Genomic DNA, 21,014 nt, shown 5'->3' with positions numbered 1-21,014 from the left:
CCCCCCCCCCCATGACAAAAATGTAGATACGACACAGTCGGTCCCCACACAATATACGTGCGGAAACCGACTGTGATCAAGATCCTACGTTACGCCCGTTGATTATCGGGGATATCGATATCAACGACCCGCACGCAGGTTACCGTTCGCTCACGCGTTCAGCGCGCGCTTGGTGGAACGGGACTTGGCGAACACGGTCGCCGCGGCGCCGGCGATCAGCACGGCGATCACGGAGAACAGCGCAGTGCCCGCAGCACCGGTGAGCGGCAGCTGGGAGATGTTCTTCACGTTCACGACAACGAACTTGCCCTCGTGATCCTGAGCGAGCTTCCAAACATCGGTGGCAGCGAAAGTCAGCTTGCCATCCGTGCCAACGGTGACGGTGAAGGAACCCTTGAAGTTGTTGTTGTAACCGGTAGGAGCGGACTTCTCAACCACGGTGTAGACGGTGCCACGCTTGAGGCCATACAGGGTGAAGTTACCCTGACCGTCAGAGGTCAGATCAGCAACGGCACCGGTTTCGCCTTCGTACGGCAGGTTGTAGATGCCGGACTGACCAACGAACTTGATCGGAGTAGCCTTTGAAAGGTCTTCAGGAGTACCTTCGTACACATTGAAGGTAGAGCCAGCGAGGCCGGTGAACGTCTTGTCCACCTTCTGCCAGGTCACGGCATCGGCCTTGGCGGTGTCCATCTTGCTGCTCTTGAGATCGACCTTGCCGGAAGCAAGGGCACCGGTGGCACCCTCGACCTTCGGATCCGAAGTCTTGATCTCAGTGCCGGCAAGGATCGGGGTGTTGCCGTTCCACACAAGGGTGTGGTTGGCGTTGTCCTCGAGAACGAGCTTGCCGCTCTGGTCGACGATCAGGTACAGACCGCCTTCAGGGAGAGTGAAGGTCTGGCTCGTACCGTTGGCAGACGGAGCCGGGACAATGTCGGTCTGAGCGAGCGGCTTGAGGGCATTCACGAAGGCAGTGGTCTGATCGGCGGTCAGCGTATTGTTGCCCAGCCAGATCCACTGATCCTTGTAGTCGTCCTTGGTCGCATCGTATCCGATGGCCTGGAACGCAGCGGTAACCTGATCTCCAGTAGCCACGCCCTGCAGCGCGACGCCGGTGTTGCCGTCGGTCACGTACTTGGCGAGCTCGACGTACTTGAACGTACGCAGGTTCGCGGTCGGGTTCTTAGCATCAAACGGCTTGGTGTAGAACTGGTTAGCATCGGTGGCGGTGACCGTGATGGTCTTGCCGGAGATGTCAGCCGGATCGGCCGCGTTGGCGGTGGCGGCGCCGAGGGCGAAGCCGCCGAGAAGGGTAGCCGCAGCAGCGACACCCGCGAAAAGCTTCCTCAACTTCATGAGAAATCCTCTCTTCCTAATTACTTACTTGTTTTTTGCATCGCGGAAGGCATCCAGCCCTGGAGAGCAGAGCCACCGCGATCCGCAAATCTTTATTTGACCGAAGGTTCCGGGTTCCGGTTCGACCCGCCGTGACAATTGACGACCGGCGAACCGAACCGGAATCGAAGAACCTTTGGAATAGGTCAGAGCGTCTGGCGCTTGCGCATCACCATCGTGACGCCGACCGCGAGCAGGGCCATCACGCCGAGTCCGCCGCCGAACACCGTCCAGTCACGGGCGGAGCTGCCACCGGTGAGCGGCAGGGCCGACACGGCCACGTAGCGGTTGACGAACTCGGCGGTGTTGCCGTTGACAGTGCCGTCAGTGTCAGCCCCTTCAGCACGTTCGACCTTGACTGTGATGCCCGTGGCGTCCATGGAAGCCGGAACCGTGACCGTGACCGTGAACTTGGCAGCCGAGTAGGCGAAGCCCGCAAGCTTCGTGTCGGCATTCTCGGTCAGCGTGTAGGTGTACGTGCCCGGTTCGGTGTACGTGATGTCGCCGAACGCCTTCGCCACGGACGTGGTGTCGGTGTCCTTGTCGGCCTTGGTGACGGTCACGCTCGTGGTCTTCGGCAACGGAGCGTTATCAACACCGGCCAGCGTGAACGAGAAACCGTCGTTGTCGCCGAGATCATTCCACGTACGGCCGGACAGTTCCTTCTGCACCTGCACGAACTGGTTCGCAGCAAGCGTGACCTCGGACCTCGTGTTGGTCACAGTGATGGCACCCTCCTGGGCGGTCAGGCCGTTGAGGTTGATGCCGGCGCCTTCGATCTTGGACGGCTCGGCGCTCACACTCAGGTCATACGAAGTCGTATAGCCTGCGATCGCGTTCTCTTTGGCCGTGTACACATGACCGTTCGGACCGGCTGGCACAGTGACCGAAGCCGTCCAATTGTTGCCGGCGTTCAACGTGACCGGGTTGCCATAAGGATTGCCGTCCTGCTGCAGCTGCACGGACACGGAGTCGGCACCGGGAGCAATATCCTTGCCGTCCTTGTCCTTCCACGCTTTGGTTATCTTGATCGTGGACACCGGCAGAGTGGCAGTCGGCATGTTGTAATTCGTGCTGCGGCTGGCACTGATAACCTTGTTACCGTCCTGATCGGTGACGACGGTCTTGTAGTCGACCGATGCGCCGGCGTTCGTGTAGAAGTTGTTGTTGCCCTCGGCGTTCGTGTCGTCCTTGTGGTTGGCGACGGCCTCGTTGTACGCCTCCTGCGTGGCCTTGACCTTGAAGCTCACCGTGTAGGTGACGCCGTCCTCAAGCGTGGCGCCATCCGCGACGACCGGCCAGGAGACCGTGCCGTCGGCGGCAACCGTCGCGGCCGGAGCCTCGGCCCAAGCCTCAGGCTTGCCGCCCTTGACGGTCTTGGTATACGTGAAGTCGGACGGCCTGCCGTCCGCGGACGCGGCGCCGACGAACCACTGGGACAGCTTGTCGCTGACCGTCACATCCGTGTACTTCGCGGTCTTGGAGATCTCCTGACGGATGGACTCGAAAATATTGTTCAGCTCACTGGAGTTCGTGGCGGAGAAATAGTGATTACCTTCAGCTCTACTGCCATGAACATACGTATAGCGGACTGGACGCCCCCACCGATCAGTCGATACCGTTACATGGGCATCCGGATAATTACTGGATACATAGTTCATGAACCGATTTTCATTACCGCTGACGTCCTTGGGATCCGCGCCGCTAAAAACTCCGATGCTATATACAGTCGTGCCTTTGTCTTTAAGACTCTTCGCAGTGTTGATCGCGTCAGCGGCGACGCCATCCTCATACTCACTATTGCTTGTCGGCGTACCATCGGTAAAGAAGATAATGACCTTCTTTGCATTGGTACGAGCATCCTTTAGAACTGCCTGTGCCTTTCCAAAACCGTAGTCAGCCCGTGTAGCTCCGCCCGCTGTCAAATCATCGACATCCTGATTCAGGGTATCCGTATCGGTCGTCAACGGACTTACGATTTGAGAATAGTTATAACCGTTCCAATCTTTATCGTTGCCGATCTCATCGTTCTCATCTCCGGCGAATTTGACCAATGCGATTCGGTTCTGCTGCGCTGGGTCAGTGATCGAACTATTCTGAGCGGCAGTCTCGTTGATGAACGTTTTCACAGCGCTCTGCAGTGCTTCAATCCTCCTCTCACTGCCCATATAATTATCCATCGAACCGGACACATCGAGCACCAGCGCAATATCAAGCGGCTGGTTCTTGACGATCTCGCCGTCCGTTCTGCTCGAATCGCCGGTCACGTTCAGCGACACCGTGTACGTGCCGTCGCCGTTGCCGGTGACGGTTTTGGTGTGCGCGGGCGCGCTCAGCGTCGGATCTGCCGGTTCGCTGTTCGCATCGACCGTCTGGACGGCGGCGGTTCCCTGCGCGGCCGTGTCGGTGGACGTGGTGCCGTCGTTCGCGTAGGCGGCGATGCCGACGCCGGCCCCCAACATGGCCACGGCGGCGAACGCACTCAGCAGTCGCTTGGCGAGCGAACCTCCCCCGCGGTTGTTCTGGATCTTCATGATGACCTCAGCCTCTCTGCCTTCCGTCGATGATGGCGAAAGGCCCTTTACTTCAACTGCTGAAGTCAGCCTAAAAAGGCTGGTATGACACCAAAACCCCTAAAATTCGGGGCAAATCATGTATCCGAAAATCGTCGATGCCGTTCGGAAACTCGCCATACCATACCCCCGTATTCGACGGCTCCGGGCGTGTCGCGATGGGCTTACGTCCGCATTCCAAGACATTCCAATGAAGCAACCGGCGAGGGGACCGACCATCCGTCCCCGTCCGCCTACACCGTACGGGGATCATTCAACGTTGTCGCGGGCGCACGTAAAAAGGCCCTTCCCCGCCTCGGTCTCCGCGATCGCCCTCAATCAAGGGGCGACCGTACGAAACCGGACGGAGAAGGGCCTTCGGCCTATGCGCGCGTTATGCGCGTTGCGTCAGAGCGTCTGACGCTTGCGGATCGCGATGGCGACGCCGGCGGCGATCAGGGCCATCACGCCGAATCCGCCGAACGCGGCCACGGAGCTACCGGTGACGGACAGCTTCTTGGCCGGGGTCTTCGTCGGGGTCTTGGCGGTGTTGTCGCCCTTGTTGCCCTTGTCGCCGTTGTCGACCGGCGGCTTGGCGGCATCCTCGCGGGTGTTGGTCACGGCGATGGCGCCGCCCTGGGCGGTCAGGCCGTTGAGGTTGATGCCGGCGCCTTCGATCTTGGACGGCTCGGCGCTCACGCTCAGGTCGTAGGAGGCCTTGTAGCCTTCGACGGCCTTCTCGACGGCGGTGTACACGTGGCCGTTGGGGCCGGCGGGCACGGTGAACGAGGCGGTCCACTGGTTGTCGGCGTTCAGCTCGGCCGGCTCGCCGTAGTCGGCGCCGTCCTGCTGCAGCTGCACGGACACGGAGTCGGCACCCGGTTCAACGTCCTTGCCGTCCTTGTCCTTCCATGCCTTGGTCACGGTGATCGTGGACACGGGCAGGGTGACGGTCGGCTTGTTGTAGGCGACGTTCTGCAGGTCGCCCGTGGTCGTCTCGCCGGTGGTGCTGGTGACGACGGTCTTGTAGGAGACCTTGGCCACGTCGTTGTCGTTCGTGTAGAAGTTGTTGTCACCGGCAGCGGCTTCGTCGTCCTTGTGGTTGGCGACGGCCTCGTCGTACGCTTCCTGCGTGGCCTTGACCTTGAAGCTCACCGTGTAGGTGACGCCGTCCTCGAGCGTGGCGCCATCGGCGACGACCGGCCAGGAGACCGTACCGTCGGCGGCAACCGTCGCGGCCGGAGCCTCGGCCCACGGCTGACCGTTCTTCGTGTACGTGAAGTCGGACGGCTTGCCGTCGGCGGACGCGGCGCCGACGAACCACTGGGACAGCTTGTCGCTGACCGTCACATCCGTGTACTTCGCGGTCTTGGAAATCTCCTGACGAATGGACTCGAAAATGTTGTTCAGCTCACTGGAGTTCGTAGCGGCCTTGTAGTAACCGCCCTTCTCGCCGGGAGTGCCGAGCGCGTTGTACGCGGTGGCGTTCGGGTAGTTGCTCGACACGGCGTTCATGTAGGAGTTGAACTGCGAAGTCGTATCGGACGGCTTCGCACCGTCGAACACGCCGATCGAATAGATCGTGGTGTCCTTCAGCGACTTCGCCTCGCTGACCGCAGTGTTGGCGATGGTCGGGTCGAAGTTCTGATCGGAGGTCGGCTCACCGTCGGTGAAGAAGATGACGACCTTCTTGGCACCGTCGCGAGCGCCGGACAGCACGGTCTTGGCCTTGTCGAAAGCGAAGTCGGCGCGGGTCTCACCGTTGGGCTGCAAATTATTGACCGCATCGGTCAGCGCCGTCGCATCCGTAGTCAGGTTGCTGACGATCTGCGTATGGTTTGCCGTGTACTCGTACTGGTTATGATTCCCATAATGACCGGTATACGAAGTATCACCGATCTCATCGGACTCCTTGCCGGCGAACTTGACCAGTGCGATCTGGTTCGGCTGCTCCGACTCATCAAGCTTCTCGTTCTTCGCGGCGGTCGCATTGATGAATCCATCGACGGCACTCTTCAACGCGTCGATCTTCGTCTTGCCATCGTTCATCCGCTGGCTCATCGAGCCGGACACGTCGAGCACCAGCGCGATGTCGAGCGGCTGGTTCTTGACGATCTCGCCGTCCGTGCTGCTCGACGCGCCGGTCACGTTCAGCGACACCGTGTACGTGCCGTCGGCGTTGGCCGTGACGGTCTTGGTATGCGCGGGCGCGTTCAGCGACGGATCGGCAGGCGCGGCGGCAACGCCCGTCTGCGTGGCGGGAGCGGACGCGTCGTCGTTCGCGTAGGCCGCGATGCCGACTCCGGCGCCCAGCATGGCCACGGCCGCGACGGCGCTCAGCAGACGCTTCGCCCAGATGCCACTGCCGTGGTTGTTCTGAAACTTCATAATGACCTCAGCTCTCCGGTCCCCTGTTGAAAACAGCCGGCAGAGGACCTTGTACCTATTACTGGCGAGATCAGCGTAAGGAGCCTTTCATGACATCAAAGCCCCTAAAATTCGGGGTAAATCATCCATCCGTAATTCACGCATGCGTTCGTGCAACACACCACAACACACCCCCATAAATAACAATTCCGGGCGTGTCGCACAATGTGCGATCCCACTCGGAATATGCCTCTGGCATGGCGACGGGGTTCACGCTAGGCTGGTGTACCGGCAAAACAAGGAGGATCCTCATGACGCAGACAGCAAGGCAGATCGAAGCGGCGATCTATGACAGGCTCAGCCGGGTCATCGACCCCGAGCTCGGCCGGTCGGTCACCGATCTGGGCATGATCGCGGCCATCAACGCGGTGCCGGCCGGGGACGGCTACGACGTGACCGTGCAGGTCGAGCTTACGGTCGAGGGCTGTCCGTTGTCGGAGACGATCACCAACCAGATCAACGGCGCGATCGCCTCGTACCCGGATGCGACGCTCGTCCCGCATATCGAGGTCACGTCCATGAGCCATGACAAGCTCGCCGATCTCGTTGCCGATCTCAAGGCGGAACGCAAGCAGAACCCGTTCAACAAGCCGGGCGTCAAGACGCGCATCTTCGCGATCGCGTCCGGCAAGGGCGGCGTCGGCAAGTCGTCGGTCACGGCGAATCTGGCGGCCACGTTCGCGGCGCTCGGCTACGATACGGCGGCGATCGACGCGGACATCTACGGGTTCTCGCTGCCGAAACTGTTCGGCGTGCACGCGCAGCCCACGAATTTGAACGGCATGCTCATGCCAGTGACCGCGTGGGGCGTCAAGCTTATTTCGATCGGCATGTTCGCGGGCGCGGACCGGGCGATCCTGTGGCGCGGACCACGTCTGCAGCGTTCGTTGGAGCAGTTCCTGTCTGACGTGTGGTGGGGAGAGCCGGACGTGCTGCTGCTCGACCTGGCGCCCGGTACCGGCGACATGGCGATCTCTGTGGCACAGGCGTTGCCCAACGCGGAGCTCGTGGTGGTCACGACCCCGCAGCCGAGCGCGTCCGACGTGGCGGTGCGTTCCGGTTTGGTCGCGTTGCAGGTGCCGATGAAGGTGCGCGGCGTGGTGGAGAACATGAGCTGGTACGAGCACAAGGGCGAACGGCTGGAGATCTTCGGGGCCGGCGGCGGCCGGCGGGTCTCCGAACAGCTGACCGACGCGCTCGGCTACGATGTGCCGCTGATGGCCCAGTTGCCGCTTGAGCCGGAACTGCGCGAGACCGGCGAGGCCGGGCGTCCTGCGGTGCTGGACAAGGACGGCGCGCTGCGTTCGGACGGCATCGGACGGGAGTTCCGCACGCTTGCCGAGAAGCTGATGCGCTGATCGTTCACGGACCGGATCGTTCGGACAGTTCGGACCGTTCGGATCATCGGACCGATTCGACCAGCCCGTTCTCTGTGCGGCCCGTTCGCGAATGCGCGGCGGGCCGCACTTGACCGGTTTCTATACTGATATATAAGGAGTGACGACGCGACGAGGCGTCCCGCCCCGTCGGCGGCCGCTCCCGGGAAGAAACGAGGCAATCATGATCCTGCTCGCCATCATCCTGGCCGCTTATGGCATCCTGCTGATCGGCTGGCCGCGCATCACGTGGAAGATCGACCATTTCTGGGATGTCAAGGGCGGCGAGCCGACCCAGCTGTATCTGACGCTGGCCCGCGTGGGCGGCGTGATCCTGATCATCGCCGCCATCGCGATCCCGCTGCTCGAGATGCGCTCCTAGCCCTCGACCTCGCCCGTTTCGAGCAGCCGCGCGAACTGTGCTTCGTCGAGCATGGGGATGCCGAGCTCCTCGGCCTTGGCGGCCTTGGAGCCGGCATTCGCGCCGACGATTACATAATCGGTTTTCTTGCTCACCGAACCGGCCGCCTTGCCGCCGCGTTCGATGATCGCCTCCTTGGCGGAATCACGTGAATAGCCTTCCAATGATCCGGTGACGACGACCGTCTTGCCGACCAGAGTCTGCGGCAGACTGCTGGTTTCGGCCTCGCCGACGCCCACGCCGGCACGTTTCCATGCGTCGAGCACGGCGCCACGCCAGTTGCCCGGTTCGCGAGCCTCGGCGAACCACGTCACCACGGATTGCGCGATCTCCGGTCCGATGCCGTCGATGGCGGACAGGTCGTCGACGGTCGCATGTTCGAGCGCGTCCAGAGTGCCGAACGACGAGGCGAGCAGGCGCGCGGTGGGCGGGCCGAGCCGGCGGATCGACAGAGCCACAAGCACGCGCCACAGGTCAGCGTGACGCGCCTTGTCCATTTCGTCGAACATCTTGCGCGTGTTCTCCCCCGGCCGGATGATGACCGGCACGCCGGTCGTCACTCCGCGCACGGTCTTGTGGTCGACGCGCACGACGACCGCGTCCGCGGGCACGTCGTAATCGGGGTATGCCGTCGCGGCGGAGCGTTCCGCGGTTTGCGCCGCGCTCTCCCCCGCCGGCTGGTTCGCGGCCGCGTCCCGTGCGGCGAGCTGCTTGGAGGTGAGCTTTTTCGCCGCCGTGGGCGCGGTCCAGAATGCGGGCACCTGATGCCACAGGCCGGAGCCGCCGACGCGCTTGCGGGTTTTCTTCGTCTTGCCGTTGGCGTCGGTCGTCTCGTGGATTTCGATGATCGCGGCCTCGCGCCATACGCGCACGTCCTTGAGATCCGCGGCGGTCAGGTCGAACAGGCCGGCCTCGCTGGACAACACCGGCGTCTGCACGGGCGGCAGTTCCAGCCCGGGCACCGGCTCGTACGGCTCCGGTTCCTCACCCGGTTTGACGAGGATCTCGGTGATGTTCGGCGCATAGGTGGCGACCGAATCGGGCCGGTTCTCCTCCGGATTGGTCAGCGCGATGGCCGACTGGTCGCCGAGATGCTCGATGTCGAACGCCTTGCGGGAGGCCAAGTTGATGATGCGCTCGGTCAACTGCGCAGGGCAGCTTTCCACGTTCGGGCAGCGGATGTCCTTGTCCCCCTCCTTGGCGGGGGCAAGCTTGGCGCCGCACGACGGGCAATGTTCAGGCATGACGAACGCGCGCAGCGTGTCCTCGCGGCCCTTGCGCCGTTCGAGCACGGGACCAACGAGTTCGGGGATCACGTCGCCGGCCTTGCGCACGACGACCGTGTCGCCGATGAGCACGCCCTTGCGGGCCACTTCGGACGGGTTGTGCAACGTGGTGCGAGCCACGGTGGAGCCGGCCACGTACACGGGTTTGAGCACGGCGACCGGGGTGACGCGGCCGGTGCGGCCGACCTGCACGGTGATGTCGAGCAGTTCGGTGTTGACCTCTTCGGGCGGGTACTTGTAGGCGATCGCCCAGCGCGGCGCGCGCGAGGTCGCGCCCAAGGAGCGTTGGAGTCCCAAATCGTCGACCTTGACGACGATGCCGTCGAGCGCGTGTTCGATGTCGCCGCGATGCTCGCCGTAATAGTCGATCATGTCGAGGATCTCACGGAAGTTCGTGACGGTACGGTTGTGCGGCGACACCGGCACGCCCCACTTGGTGTACAGCTCGTACGCCTCGGACTGGTCGTTGACCACGTCGTGCGAGCCAGCGGGACGGTCGGCGCCCCAGCGTAGCGTGCCGATGCCGTGCGCGTAGAAACTGAGCCGTCTCGTGGCGGTGATGCGCGGGTCCTTCTGGCGCAGCGACCCCGCGGCCGCGTTGCGCGGGTTGGCGAACGGGGCGCGGCCGGCGTCCTCCTGTTCGGCGTTCAGTGCATGGAAGTCGTCCCAGCGCATGAACACCTCGCCGCGGATCTCCACGAATTCGGGGATGTCCTCGGCCGGGCCGCCCAGGTTCGCGGGGATCGAGCCGATGGTGCGCACGTTCAACGTGATGTCCTCGCCGGTCACGCCGTCACCGCGCGTCAGGCCCTGTTCGAGCACGCCGTTGCGGTAGATGAGGTTCAGCGCCAGACCGTCGATCTTGACCTCGCAGCTCATCGGCAGCGGCTTGGATTCGGGCCAGTCGAGATCGCGGATCACGCCGTCGTACCAGTCGCGCAGTTCGTCGATCGAGAACACGTCGTCGAGGCTCATCATGCGCGAGGGATGGCGCACGGACGCGAAATCGTTGGAGAACGTGCCGCCGACGCGGTGCGTGGGCGACTGCGGCGAGTCGAGCGACGGGAACTCCGCCTCGAGACGTTGCAGGCATCGCAGGCGCGCGTCGTACGCGGCGTCGGAGGAGACGGGCGCGTCGTCGATGTAGTAGGCGATCTGGTCGGATTCGACCCACGCGGCGACGCGCGCCCACAGACGGGCGGCCGCCTCGGAGGTCATCGAAGCCACGTCGAGCCGGTCGAGGCGCATCGCGTCGTCGTCGGTCGGCTGCAATGCGGCGATCCACGGTTCGCTGCCGGGCGCGAACCGGTTGAGTCCGGTGTCGGCCACCACCGCGGGCGCGGCGTTCGCGTCGCCGCCGTCCGCCGGCGTATCGAAATCCCATGCCAGTTGTTCGGTTGTCATGTCTCTCCCCATGGTCACGCTGTCACGAATGTCACGCTGTCACTCACGATGTCACGCGTTGAGCGAGCGCAGGAACTGCGCCTGGATCACGTCGATGCCGTCGGTGTCGTCGTCGGCCATGCGCGCCCACGCCACCGACAGGGTGCGGGCGGGCACGAACATGCCCTCGTCCACGCTCACGCGGGCGGCGTCGCGGATGATCGCACCGACTTCGGTGTGCGGCCACACGGGCAGGTCGTGCGCGGCGAGCACGGCCTGCGCGGCCTCGACGCTGTCGGGCACGGGCACGCATTGCGAGTCGGCGCGCGTCACGAGGTCGCGCAGCTCGTTTTCCAGCGGACCGATCTGGCCGGGGCTGATGTGGTCGCTCATGATGTATGCGGCGGCGGCCGTGGCGAACTGGTCGCGCATCCATTCGCAGTAGGCGAACCGGTAGTAGGCGAATGCGGCGTCGTCTCGGTCGAGGGCCACGCGCAGCGCGTTCAGACAGGCGGCGCGCGCCGAATCCCAGTCCTCAAGCCGGGCGAGCTGCACGGCGAGCTTCAGATGCGACAGCGGATACGACGGCGCGTAGGAGACCATCGCGTTCAGGTGCGGCAGCGCGGCCTTGGCGCCCTTGATCTGGGCGAGCACGTCGGCGACCTCCATATGCGCGTAGAACAGGTCGTCGGGAATGAGCACGGTCTGTTCGCCGGGCGTGGCGAACAGACGGTTGTAGACCACGCGTTCGGCGTACGAGTTGAAGTAGCGCGGCACGCCGGGATTGTTCGCGTACATGAGATCGAGACGTTCGATCTCGGTCTCCATGACCTCCATCGCACGGTCCATCTGCCCGGAGAACAGCAGATCGTGCGCCTTGGAGCGTTCGCGTTCGATGCCGGCGCTCAGCTGGAAGTCGATGTCGGGGGTGTCGCGGCCGTCGATCAGCGCGCTGGTGACCTGCGGGGCGCGTTCGCTCAGTTCCGGGTCGGCGATGCGGTCGATGAGCCTCATCGCACGCTGCGCCTTTTCGACGGACGGCATGTGCTCGTCGGCGGCGAGACGGTGGAATTCGGCGACGCCGCGCTGCAGCAGGTCCGCGCGTTGGATCGACAGCCCGGTCTCGTCGTCCGTGCCGAACACGCGCGCGGTGCGCGGGCCGAACGTCGTTTCGGACAGTTCGGGTTCCTCCTGAGCGCCGGCCGGCGCGAACCGACTGTCGCGCAGGTCGAAGCCCGGTTCGGTGGCGACGAGGCCGCCGTTGTCGTCGAGATCGATCGTCGCGTCGAACATGCGGTACGTGTCGAGCGGATGGCGCAGGCCGTCCTCGTACAGTCGCGACAGCAGCGCGTCGCGGTCGAAGGAGACGGTGACCATGGTGCGCACGGTCGGATTGGCGCGCAGCACGTCGAGCGGGTCGGACGGGTCGCCGCCGTTCGCGTCATCGGCACCGTCCGCATCGTCCCCATCATCGCCCGAGCCGCCGAGACCGTTGAACGACATGAACGGCGTGTCCGACGCCGTATCGTCGCCGTTGCCCGCGTCGGGGGCGGCGAAGGCTACCTCGTCGAGGTCGATGCCGCGCATGAGGTCCTCGAACTGGCTGTCGAGGCTGGCATCGTCCGTGCCTTGCACGTCGGAAGAGACCGCATCCGCGGCGCCCGACGTCGAGGCCGAGGCCGCCGCGTCCGTCACGGATGCCGCGGCCTGTCCTGATTGTCCGGCCTGATCGTCGGCGCCTGCGGCCGCGTTCGCGTCGTCGGCGGGGGTGAGGGCCGGGCCGGTGGCGTGCGCGTCGCCGTGGTCCTCGACCGGATGCGGCAGGGAACGCGACGGATCGCCGTGGAAGTCGCCGTCCTTCGGATCGGCCTTCGTGCCGCCCAAGCCGACGTCGCCGCGCTTGACGCGTTCGAACGTGCGCAGCACCTGACCGACGAGGCCGGAGATCGCGGAATCCTGTTCGGCGATCGCCTCTTCCAGCCCGATCGAATCGATGTGCACCGAGACACGGCGGATCCGCTCGTCGGCGCCGAACAGCAGCGTGGCCATCATCAGGCCGACGCGCAGGTTGTAGTCGGTGCTCATGGCCGCGCGGTCGCGCTCGTCCAGCGGCACCCACATGTGCCGGTCGTCGTCGTACCGGCTGGTCGGCATCATCGACGGGCCGGACGTGGTGAATCCGATCGCGGCCTCGCCGTCGGCAAGGTTCGAACGGAATTCCACGTCGAAGCGGAACGGCAGGCGAAGCCGGCGCAGCAGGGTCGACACGGTCTGCCGGTACAGCCATTCGCTTGACGTCGTGTCGATGCCGAGCGGGTCGGGGTGCTGTTCGGCGAGACGCGCGGCGACCGCACGCGCCTCGTCGGCCAGACGCAGCACGGCGTGACGGCCGTCCTGACCGTCGCCGTCCGCATCGTCCGCCCGACTCTCCCCGGCGATCGCGCCGGCACCGCTGCCGGAATCCGCATACAGGAAGGCCGGGTCGGTCTGCAACGCACCAAGCGCCGGATCCTCAAGCAGCATCCGGTCGATCTGCGCGGCCTGCGCGCGCGTGACCGTGTCCTCGATGGGCGTCAGGCCGAGCCGCGCGTTGCGTTCGAGCCACGCGCTCACGTTCGCGAACCGGTTGAGGTTGCCTTCGATGCGCAGCGCCTGCAGGACGGCCGGGAACTGCAGGTTCGCGTTCCACGTGAGGATGTAGCTGCCCGAATACGTGGACGTGTACAGGCGCAGCGGTTCGGCGCCGTGGACCGCATCGAGCCCGGTGGCCGGGTCGAGTGCGCCGGCCTCGTGCATGAGGTCGGAGAAATGATCCTCCAGACCCGAGGCGCGCATGCCGTGGGCGCGCGCGTCGAGCGTGTCGCGCAGGCAGCGGCGGATCGCGCCGATCGGGGCCTCGCGGTTGAGCCTGCGGAAGATGTTGCCGGAACCGAAGCCGATGAGCAGGCCGTTCATCGAGGGGATGAAATAGGCGGCGAAGAACGCGATGGCGATCGCGTCGCGGTATTCCAGATCGTATCGCATCGAGGCGGGCAGGTTGGCGCGTACCTGTTCGAGCGTGTAGCGGTTGCCGGTTTTGAGCCACGAGGCGAGCCAGCTCATGCGACCGGACGCGTCGCGGCCGACGATGCCGCCCTGCACGCATTCGAGCATGCGGGGAGCCTCGTCCTTGGCGCTTTTGCCGCCGTCGCGGCCGTCGGCACGCCCCGCGAACGCACGGGCCGCCCAGCCGGTCAGGTCGCGCACGCCACGGACCGCCGTGCCCGCCGTGCCGGCGTCGGTCGCCGCACCGGCGGAACGATGTCCGAAACGCGGTCCATCAGGCAGACGGACCGTGCCTTCCTTGCCGAACAGGAACCGCGCCTGCATGCCGTACGTATCCATCTGCGGATCCTCGCCGGCGAACACGCGTCCTTTGTCGTCGGCGATGGCGACCTGCGAGAAATGGTCGCGGTCGGTGAACGCGCCGAGCGCGAGCACGTTGCCCTGCCGGCCGGGCAGCTGCGCCCAGCCGAACCGCAACGAATCGTCCTGCTGCCAGACCAGTTCGTCGAAGATGTGACGCTTGACGAGCGGGCCGAGCACGACGGCGTGACCGGCCAGGACCTTGGGCATGTCCTTGCCCGCGTCCGCCGTATGCGTCGCCGCGAACGGATCAAGCGACGGCTCGGACAGCGCGCCGCCGCCGAGCGAGCGCACCAGCCTGCCGATCGCGGCCGGCACGCCGCGGCCATGACTGTGGTGTGGTGTGCGATGGAACATGACCCACATTCTTCCAATCCAGCCAGACATGAAGCCTATAGAATAATGGAGTGCCTTCAACATTCCGTCATCCCGCGGTACGCCCGCGCACGCTGCTCGTCGCCGCCGTGGCGATGCTGCTGATCACGCTGCTCGAATGCTTCGCGTTCAACCTGCCGTTCTGGACGACCCTGTCGGCCAGCACCGACACGTCCGCCGCGAGCAACACGATCGGACCGGGCCTCGAACGCGACGCCGACGGTCTGCTGCGCGTCACCGATCCCACGGCCGCGTGGATGGAGGTCAAGGCGGACGGCACGTCGCAGTACGCGCGCGTCGAACTGGCCGACCGGACGTTGGCCCTGATGAACGACAGCATGCTGTCGGATAACAACAAGCCGACCGCGGTCTTCCATCTGCGGCTCGATTCGGGCGGCAAGACGGGTCGTGCGCAGCCGATGTCGTTGTGGTCGCCGCGTTCGCTCTACCTGCATACGGACGGCGCCACCGGCACGATCCGCGCCTGGGTCGAAGAGCCGAAGGGCACGCTCGTGCCGATCGAGGCGGTGCGCGCGAACGCCCGCGTGCCGTTCCAATGGAGCTGGACGCGCGTGAGCGTGCTGGCCGTGGCGGTGCTGCTGTTGCTGCTGTGGCGGCCGGGTTCGCGCCTGTGGCGCACGCCGCTCGACCCGTCGGACCGCCGGCAGCGGGCCGGTCTGGCGGTGTTGCTGGCGTTGGTCGCGATTCCGACGATGAGCGCCGTGGTCTGGATGGTCACGGTGATGGGACCGTTGCTGTTCCACAACGAAAACGGGTACACCTACGATTACGACCAGTACGCGCATGTGGCCGACGCGCTGCTGCATGGCCACGCATGGCTCGACCTGCCGGTGCCGGACGCGCTGGCCGCCGCCGACGCGCCGCACAGCATCGCGACGCGGGACCGGCTCATGGCCAACGGCGTGACCCCGATCTATTGGGATTACGCGTTCTACGACGGCCATTGGTATTCGTATTTCGGGGTGGTTCCGGCCGTATTGCTGTTCATGCCGTACCAGTTGGTCACGTCGTGGATCGTCGGCGGCGACGGGATGATGCTGCCGACCGGCGCGGCCGATCTGCTGCTCATGTACGGGTTCCTCGTGTTCGCATGCCTGATGGTCGTGCGGCTGACGCAGCGGATCGCGCCGCGCACGTCCGTTGCGGGCGCGTCGATGGCGATCGCGCTGTTTCTGGTGTGTTCGAACGCCTGTTATCTGTGGTTCCGCACGAATTTCTATTCGGTGCCGATCGCCGCGTCGATGATGTTCACCTGTCTGGGACTGTGGCTGTGGATGGGCGCCGTCCGGCCCTCGCGGATGGCCGGACGGAAACGAACGCGCATGCTGTGGTCGGTCGGGGATGCCGATCCGGTCTCGCTGCCCCATCTGGCCGGCGGCGCGCTGTGCATCGCGTTGAATTTCGGATGCCGTCCGCCGTTCTCGCTGGCCGCATTGCTGGGCATCCCCCTGTTCTGGCCGCAGGTGCGCGCGCTGGGCGAGGCAGTCGTCGAGGCCGTTCGCAGCCGCCGTACGTCCGATCGTCGTGCGTCCGATCGTCGCGAGCTCGGCCGTCGCGCGACCGATCCTGCAGCCACCGGTCATGACGCAACCGCCGGACGTCATGCGGTCGGCCGTCTGCTGGCCGCCCCGCTGGCGGTCCTCCTGCCCGCGATCGTCGTCGTGCTGCCGCTCATGGCATACAACCGCGTGCGGTTCAGCGGTTTTCTCGACTTCGGCAGCGCGTATCAGATGACCGTCACCGACATGACGAACTTCCGGCTGCCGGCCGCGGACGTCCCCTACATGATCGTCTACTATCTGTTCCTGCCGTTGCGGTTCACCGGATCGTTCCCGTATCTGGCGATCCAGCCCACGCCGCTGCCCGAATGGGGGTTCACCGAGGCGATGGTCGGCGGCCTGTTCGTCACCTGTCCGCTGGCGCTGCTTGCGTTCCTGCTGCCCCGGCTGCGCCGCAGGATCCCCGCCGCGTACTGGTCGATGCTGACGTGCGCGCTGGTACTCGGTCTGCTGCTCGTCGTGATCGACATCATGGAAGGCGGCATGGGCTGGCGGTACATGTGCGATTTCGGCTGGCTGATCGCATTGGCTGCGATGCCGATGCTGCTGCGCGTGCTGGAAGGTCCGAGCGTGTTCGATCCGTGGCCGCATGAGGACATGGACGATTCTCCGTACAGCCGCACGCCGCTGCGTCGTCATGCGATCCGGCTGCTGGTCATGGCGCTCATGGTCGCGATGCTCGCCGTGACGGTGTTCTCCTGCCTGGTGCCGGGCCGCGACGACTCCCTCGACCACAACAATCCCGGGTTCTTCTACGACGTGCGCTCCTGGTTCACGCTGCTCGGCCTGAACTGACCGTCCGCCCGCATTTGCTGGATGATGGTGCCGCACGCCCGCGCTCGGCACCATCATCCAGCGAACTGTCAGCAAACCACCGGCGGTTTCCCCACAGTTCATTGACCTTGCTCCAAGAGTCGGGTCATACTAATGGACGATAGCGCATCATCCGATCATCCGTTACACGAAACGACACCGACTCCATGAAACCAGCGATCCGATCGAAATCCAACGTCCTCCCGCTCATCATCCGCGGCACCGCCGCGACCGTCGCCGCCGCCATCGCCGTCGGCCTGTGCCTGCTCACGCAGGACGACGCCGGCGCCGCCACCCAACAGGCGCGCATCGAACGCCTCAACGCGCAGATCGCCGAAGTGTATACGGCCGACTACCAGCAGACGGCCGAGAAGAACCTCATCAAGGAACGCGACGCCGAATCCCACGGCGTCGACAACATCTTCGTCAAGGACGACCCGTACGGCACCAACACCACCTCGCTGTACGTGTACTTCAACTCGCGCTACGAAACGGCCGTCACCTACACCGTCTCCGCCGACGGCTACCCGGACTTCACCGCCACCGCCAACCAGGGCGAGAACTACACCACCGAACACGAGTTCCTCGTGCTCGGCCTGATCCCCGACGTCGAGAACACCATCACGTTCAACCTGACCGACTCGGGCGGACTGACCACCACCTACACGATCACCCACAACGGCCCGTCGCTGCTCGGCACCGAAGCCGTCCGCCTCGAACAGACCGACGGCAGCCTCGACACGACGGCCGCCGAGAACACCACCGCCACGTCGTCCGGCACGACCACGGTCACGCAGCAGCTCGGCAGCGGCCTGTACGCGATCCTCGGCAACGACAGCGACGAACAGGACTTCATGTACTACTACGACGCGTACGGCGTGCTGCGCGGCGAAGTGCCCGTCAAGTACTACCGTTCGCACCGCCTGCTGTTCGACGACGACGGCCTCATGTGGTTCTCCGCGTCCACGCACACGATGGTCGGCATGAACCGTCTCGGCAAGCTCGAAAAGATCTACGATCTCGGCGACGACTTCATCCTCCACCACGACTACGCGCTCGACGCGGACGGCAACATCGTGCTGCTCGCCACCGACCTGAGCCGCTCCGACCACGCCGTGCAGGACCAGGTCGTCAAACTCGACACGACCACCGGCGAAACCACGCTGCTCGTCGACTTCGGCACGCTGTTCGCCGACTACAAGTCCACCACCGACCATTCCGGCATCGACGAATCCGACCCGACCGCCACCAACCGCTGGGACTGGCTGCACTGCAACACCATCCAGATCCTGCCCGACGGATCCGCCCTGTTCTCCGCGCGCGAAACGTCCACGATCATCAAGGTGAACGATCTCGAAGGCACGCCGAGCGTCGCGTACATGATCGGCGAGCCGAGCGTGTGGGACGGCACCGAATACGCCGACCTGTTCCTCACGAAATCCGGCGACTTCGGCGACACCGGCGGCCAGCATTCGATCACGTACGTGGCCGACGACTCGCTGGCGGACGGCCAGTACTACCTGTACATGTTCGACAACAACTACGGCTACGCGATGACCCGCCCCGACTACGACTGGACCGTGATCGACGGGATCAGCACCGCCGGATCGTCCAAGGACAAGGATTCGCGCTCCCAGTACCGCCGCTATCTGGTCGACGAGAACGCGGGCACGTACACGGAGGTCGCCTCGTTCGACGTGCCGTATTCGCCGTACGTGAGCTCGGCGCAGGAGCTGAGCAACGGCAACATCCTCATCGACACGGGCATGCAGGGCCTGTTCGGCACGTATACGGCCGACGGCGAGCTGCTCGCGCAGTACAGGATGGAACTCAACACGGCGTACATCTACCGCGTGTACCAGTACGACTTCAAGGGCTTCTACTTCGCCTGACGACCCGTGACGCACTACACTTGGGTGGCATGGGACTGTTTGATTCGTTGTTTGGGGGACGCGCGGCGGCCGATCGCCCGTCCGCGGTGACGTTCGCGATGGACGGCGTCGGACACCGGTACGAGGACGGCAACGTGGGACTGCTGCCGACGACGCTCACGATCGGCCCGGACACGCGGCGCGTGGCGGTGATCGGCCTGAACGGGTCCGGCAAGACGACGCTGCTCAAGTTGCTCGACGGCGCGCTGACCGCAAGCGCGGGCACGGTGACGGTCACGGCGCATCACAACGACGGACGGACCGCGGATGCCGCGTTCGATCCTGCGGTCAAGCGCGATCTGAAGCGCATCGAGGACCTGGTCGGCCGCGTGCGGCGCGAGGAGATCCCGAACAGCTACTATCAGGCGAAGGACATCCGCGAGGCGATCGACCAGCCGTTGAAGAAGCACAAAGTGCCCGAGTCGGAACGCGAGCAGATCGTCGGCGACCTGTTCGCCCATTTCGATCTGACGTCGGTGGCGCGCGAACCGGCGAGCGCGTTGGACAGCGAGAAGCGGCATCTGCTGGCGATCGCGTCCGCGTTGAGCTTCTCCCCCGCCGCGATCGTGGCCGACGAGCCGACCAAGGGGTTGGACGAGATCGGTTCGGCGCACGTGGCACGCGCGCTGTTCAGCTACGACAAGCAGGTCGTGTTCGCCACGCATGACGTGGAGCTGATCCAGCGCCCGGAATATGCGATCGACCGCACGCTGGTGCTGGACGACCACGAGCTGGTCTTCGACGGTGTGCCGAGTGACGCCGCCGCGTTCTACAACGATCTCATCCGCCAAAAATACGAGGCCGCCAAGGCTGCACGGCAGTGAGATCCCTTATTCCAACATCCCGTTGACCGTGTCGAGCACGGCGCGCACGTTGCGTGCGAACTCGTCCGGCTCGGGCAGCAGCGAGATCGCCAGGTACCCGTTGGAGGTCATGTCGAAGAAATAGCCGGGCTGGCCGCTCAGGCCGTGCCGGTCGATCATCGCGAGCACCAGCTCGTTTTCGTCGATCACGCTCGGTACGCGCAGCAGCACGTTCCATCCGCCTTCGGCGCGCAGCACGCTCACGAGCCCATGCTCGTCCGCGTCGAGCAGACGGTGCAGCAATGCGAGGTTGCCGCGCACCCGGTCACGCACGCGGTCCGTCTGGGCCGCGGCCGCATCCAGCAATGCGGGGATCTGCCGTGCGATGATGTCGCTCATCGGCAGGTAGTCGTCCGCGATCACGTCGAGCCGGTGCTGCGCTTCGGCCACGTCCCCGTCCGGTCCGGATACTTGGATCCAGCCGACCTTGGCGTGCGGTGCGGCGAGCATTTTCGAGAATCCGTCCAATGCGAACGTGAGCACGCCGGGCTCCCCCGCGAGGCGCGCGTTGCCGTCGAACGGTTCGAGCGAATAGTCATAGAACACCTCGTCGGCGATGATCGCGATGCCATGCTCGCGGCACAGCGATACGATGCGTTCGCGTTCGGAGGGTTTCACGTACGAGCCGGTCGGATTGTTCGGGTTGATGAGCACCAGCGCACGGATGCGGGCGCCGTGTTCGCCGTTCAGCAGTTCCTCCAGTTCGGCGACGTCGATGTACCAGGAGCCGTCGAATCGCTGCTGGTATTCGACCGTGTCGACGCATTCGAGGCGCGCGATCGATTCGATGAGCGGATAGCCGGGTTTCGGCGCGAGCACCGCGTCGCCCGCGTCGCACAGGAGTTTGATGAGCCACGAGTATGCTTCGGACGTGGAGCTCAAGATGTACAGACGGTCCGGGTCGACGGGCGCCCCGCCGCCGTAAGTCCGGGTCAGGAACTCGGCCAACGCCTCACGCGCCGCGCGCTGCCCGCGCGGATCGGCGGTATAGACCTCCGGCACCAATGCCGGAGCCAGTCCGTGCCGGGTGGGGTTGGAATCGTTGAGCTTGCCGAGCGTTACGCCGGCCCTTTTTGCGGCCGCCTCGGCCGCGGCGATCGGATTGGGCGCGCTGATGTCGACTCGTGAGGAAAAACGCATGGCTGTCAGTCTAGCCACGCATCACGAAAACCCATCAATCATTCGTGGCGGGAAACGCTCGCTGAGC

The 21,014-nt window shown here is 64.8% G+C and carries 11 protein-coding genes; 5 read left to right on the top strand and 6 right to left on the bottom strand.

Going from position 1 to position 21,014, the window contains the following annotated elements; genetic code table 11:
• Positions 1 to 150 precede the first annotated feature (150 nt).
• The 3 genes from GFD25_RS01385 to GFD25_RS01375 all read right to left on the bottom strand — a co-directional run bounded on the left by GFD25_RS01385 (position 151) and on the right by GFD25_RS01375 (position 6,335).
• Positions 151 to 1,356 carry a SpaA isopeptide-forming pilin-related protein gene (locus tag GFD25_RS01385; protein ID WP_163229203.1) on the bottom strand — a complete coding sequence of 402 codons (1,206 nt, stop codon included), beginning with the start codon at positions 1,354 to 1,356 and terminating at the stop codon, positions 151 to 153.
• 185 nt (positions 1,357 to 1,541) lie between these two features.
• On the bottom strand, positions 1,542 to 3,929 hold the full coding sequence (locus GFD25_RS01380) for a DUF7604 domain-containing protein (RefSeq protein WP_239512335.1): 2,388 nt from the start codon (positions 3,927 to 3,929) through the stop codon (positions 1,542 to 1,544).
• Between the two features lie 426 nt (positions 3,930 to 4,355).
• A complete protein-coding gene (locus tag GFD25_RS01375; protein ID WP_239512334.1) occupies positions 4,356 to 6,335 on the bottom strand; it encodes a DUF7604 domain-containing protein in 1,980 nt (659 codons plus the stop codon).
• Between the two features lie 290 nt (positions 6,336 to 6,625).
• Here GFD25_RS01375 and GFD25_RS01370 point away from each other — a divergent pair, with 290 nt between their 5' ends.
• Together GFD25_RS01370 and GFD25_RS01365 are read left to right on the top strand one after the other, a co-directional pair.
• Complete coding sequence (locus GFD25_RS01370) at positions 6,626 to 7,732, top strand: Mrp/NBP35 family ATP-binding protein (RefSeq protein ID WP_163229201.1); 1,107 nt, start codon at positions 6,626 to 6,628, stop codon at positions 7,730 to 7,732.
• Between the two features lie 202 nt (positions 7,733 to 7,934).
• Complete coding sequence (locus tag GFD25_RS01365; protein ID WP_163229199.1) at positions 7,935 to 8,132, top strand: DUF6199 family natural product biosynthesis protein; 198 nt, start codon at positions 7,935 to 7,937, stop codon at positions 8,130 to 8,132.
• Here the strand turns inward: GFD25_RS01365 and ligA are convergent.
• Positions 8,129 to 10,861 carry an NAD-dependent DNA ligase LigA gene (gene ligA, locus GFD25_RS01360; RefSeq protein ID WP_420837536.1) on the bottom strand — a complete coding sequence of 911 codons (2,733 nt, stop codon included), beginning with the start codon at positions 10,859 to 10,861 and terminating at the stop codon, positions 8,129 to 8,131. The genes GFD25_RS01365 and ligA overlap by 4 nt on opposite strands.
• Before the next feature lie 51 nt (positions 10,862 to 10,912).
• The gene (locus GFD25_RS01355; protein ID WP_163229195.1) at positions 10,913 to 14,602 is read right to left on the bottom strand and encodes a tetratricopeptide repeat protein; all 3,690 of its coding nucleotides are present in this window, start codon (positions 14,600 to 14,602) and stop codon (positions 10,913 to 10,915) included.
• Between the two features lie 113 nt (positions 14,603 to 14,715).
• Here GFD25_RS01355 and GFD25_RS01350 point away from each other — a divergent pair, with 113 nt between their 5' ends.
• From GFD25_RS01350 to GFD25_RS01340, 3 genes are all read left to right on the top strand, one after another.
• Positions 14,716 to 16,995 carry a glycosyltransferase gene (locus GFD25_RS01350; protein WP_163229309.1) on the top strand — a complete coding sequence of 760 codons (2,280 nt, stop codon included), beginning with the start codon at positions 14,716 to 14,718 and terminating at the stop codon, positions 16,993 to 16,995.
• A gap of 185 nt (positions 16,996 to 17,180) precedes the next feature.
• A complete protein-coding gene (locus tag GFD25_RS01345) occupies positions 17,181 to 18,905 on the top strand; it encodes an aryl-sulfate sulfotransferase (protein ID WP_163229193.1) in 1,725 nt (574 codons plus the stop codon).
• Between the two features lie 29 nt (positions 18,906 to 18,934).
• Positions 18,935 to 19,768 (top strand): ATP-binding cassette domain-containing protein, encoded by an 834-nt coding sequence (locus GFD25_RS01340; RefSeq protein WP_163229191.1) that lies wholly within the window; start codon positions 18,935 to 18,937, stop codon positions 19,766 to 19,768.
• A gap of 6 nt (positions 19,769 to 19,774) precedes the next feature.
• Here the strand turns inward: GFD25_RS01340 and GFD25_RS01335 are convergent, their stop codons facing one another.
• The gene (locus GFD25_RS01335; protein WP_163229189.1) at positions 19,775 to 20,947 is read right to left on the bottom strand and encodes a pyridoxal phosphate-dependent aminotransferase; all 1,173 of its coding nucleotides are present in this window, start codon (positions 20,945 to 20,947) and stop codon (positions 19,775 to 19,777) included.
• Positions 20,948 to 21,014 lie beyond the last annotated feature (67 nt).

It is taken from the genome of Bifidobacterium aerophilum (assembly GCF_010667685.1).
GTDB classification, from domain to species: domain Bacteria; phylum Actinomycetota; class Actinomycetes; order Actinomycetales; family Bifidobacteriaceae; genus Bifidobacterium; species Bifidobacterium aerophilum.
The sequence above is the reverse complement of the archived record's forward strand: the minus strand, read 5'-3'. Positions and strand labels throughout refer to the sequence as shown.